Origin of the sequence: Vibrio sp. Isolate22 (assembly GCF_022398115.1) — a bacterium.
In the GTDB taxonomy this organism is placed as follows: domain Bacteria; phylum Pseudomonadota; class Gammaproteobacteria; order Enterobacterales; family Vibrionaceae; genus Vibrio.
Genome location: NZ_JAKEUW010000150.1, coordinates 1 through 830, shown reverse-complemented (window position 1 = coordinate 830; position 830 = coordinate 1). Strand labels below are relative to the sequence as shown.

Below are 830 nucleotides of genomic sequence, written 5' to 3'. Positions count from 1 at the left end.
GAGGTAGTCAGTACTGCTCAAAGGATTATCGAGATCTCATAACTGCTTATAATCTCAAGCAAAGTATGAGTAGGAAAGGAAACTGCTGGGACAATGCTTGTGTTGAGAGTTTCTTCCATTCTATGAAAGTGGAAGCGATCCAATATGAGCCGATTATGACGAGAGAGCAGATGCGCCAAACGATCTTCGAGTACATAGAGGTTGATTATAATCGAACGAGAAGGCACAGTGCTCTTGGGTATCTAAGCCYAGTTAACTTTGAACAACAAAATGTCGCTTAATGAAGTGTCCAGTCTGGCTGGAGCAGATCAAGCCTTTCGGGAGCAGAAAGATAACTGCTACGTGATCTCTTTATTTGGTCTAGTGCGACTTCTGCTTCGCATAGAGTCAAAGAATACTTGCTCCAAGGGTTTGCTGGTAGCTTGTAGTAATCCGCATTCTGACTTACTCCTAGTGTGCTCGCATTCACCTTGGGGTAGCCCTTGTTAATAAAGTAGCCTTCTTGTGCCGATGTACCTCTGAGGTACAGTTCTCCACTTTTATGTAGCACGAGCAAAACGTTATCTACATAGAAGGCCGTTAGGCTTTGTTGCGTAATTAAATTTAGATATAGAGCCAACCCGTTTCGCGTATTTCTTAGTCAATACGACAGGTTTTAGGCATACCTAACCTAGTAAGCTTGTTCAACGCTTTTATCATCGCGTAAGTTTCACCCACCTGGGCATTGTAATTTCTTAAGCTCAGTTTCCCTCCTAGCAACTGTTTAACTCGATACATCGCTGTTTCTGAGAGTGAACGCTTGTGGTATCCATACCGCTCTTTCCAATACT

At 43.1% G+C, this 830-nt stretch carries 2 protein-coding genes and 1 pseudogene; 1 reads left to right on the top strand and 2 read right to left on the bottom strand.

The genetic code is table 11. From position 1 onward, the window contains the following. Positions 1 to 281 (top strand): IS3 family transposase (locus L1D55_RS27435; protein ID WP_239919514.1); only part of this gene is annotated, 281 nt, incomplete at its 5' end. On the opposite strand, the gene L1D55_RS27430 is transcribed toward L1D55_RS27435, so the two are convergent. Together L1D55_RS27430 and L1D55_RS27425 are read right to left on the bottom strand one after the other, a co-directional pair. After that, the gene (locus tag L1D55_RS27430) at positions 278 to 550 is read right to left on the bottom strand and encodes a hypothetical protein (RefSeq protein WP_239919513.1); all 273 of its coding nucleotides are present in this window, start codon (positions 548 to 550) and stop codon (positions 278 to 280) included. The genes L1D55_RS27435 and L1D55_RS27430 overlap by 4 nt on opposite strands. A gap of 86 nt (positions 551 to 636) precedes the next feature. Next, a pseudogene (locus L1D55_RS27425) lies at positions 637 to 830 on the bottom strand (IS5/IS1182 family transposase); the annotation flags it as partial.